The sequence below is a fragment of the Lewinella sp. genome (assembly GCF_050633125.1).
Taxonomy (GTDB): domain Bacteria; phylum Bacteroidota; class Bacteroidia; order Chitinophagales; family Saprospiraceae; genus Lewinella.
The window spans coordinates 1-1,062 of record NZ_JBOEFX010000178.1 but is presented as its reverse complement, the minus strand read 5'-3'; the positions used below and the strand labels follow the sequence as shown (position 1 = coordinate 1,062).

General features: G+C 43.9%; 1 protein-coding gene. It reads left to right on the top strand.

The features are described from left to right. A partial coding sequence (locus tag ACRBG0_RS27255) for an IS4 family transposase (RefSeq protein ID WP_431489990.1) occupies nt 1-1,062 on the top strand: 1,062 nt, incomplete at both ends.

Genomic DNA, 1,062 nt, shown 5'->3' with positions numbered 1-1,062 from the left:
TATGTTGACAAGTACGGCGGTAATTATCGAGTTCGCAATTTCACCTGCTGGCATCAGTTTTTGTGTATGAGCTTTGGCCAGCTAACCAACCGCGAGAGCTTACGAGATGTAGTCACTTGCCTGCAGGCTCATGAGCATAAGCTGTATCACTTGGGATTGACGAATGGTGTCAAGCGATCTACGTTGGCCGATGCTAATGAAAACCGTGACTGGCGCATCTATGCAGACTTTGCTCAAGTGCTTATTGGACAAGCCCGTCAAGTATGCCAAGTGGATGAAGACTTGGCTATTGAACTGGATAATGTGGTCTATGCACTAGATGCGACGACAATAGAACTATGCCTGGATGTTTTCTGGTGGGCCAAGTTCCGCAAGCACAAAGCAGCAGTAAAACTCCATACTTTACTAGATGTGAAGTGTGAAATCCCTTGTTTTGTCCACATTACCGATGGTACTGTACATGATGTCAATGTCCTAGACATAATGGATTTTGAGGCAGATGCTTTCTATGTGATGGACCGAGGTTACGTTGATTGGCAACGTCTTTATCAACTCCATCAAAGTGGTGCTTACTTTGTCATCCGAGCTAAGAAGAATCTCGCCTTTGCAAGAGTATATTCTGAGCAAGTTGACAAAACAACTGGTCTGCGATGCGATCAAACAATACGCCTCACTGGCCATTATGCCAAGCAAAAATACCCTGAGTTTCTACGACGCATTAAGTACTATGATAAGGAACACGACAAAACGTACGTCTACCTTACCAACCACTTTGAAGCCCCCACTATGCAGATCGTTGTGTTGTACATCAATCGCTGGAAAGTCGAAATTTTCTTCAAGTGGATCAAGCAGCACTTGCGCATCAAGAAGTTCTGGGGAGAAAGCCCCAACGCTGTCAAAACCCAAATCTGGATCGCGGTCTGCACCTTTGTGCTGGTCGCTATTCTGAAGTATAGGCTGAAAAGTCTACACTCTTTGAACGAAATTTTACAAATAATGAGCGTTTCTGCTTTTGACAAAACGCCTGTAAATCAGTTGATTATGAAAATTGAATCCAAAAAC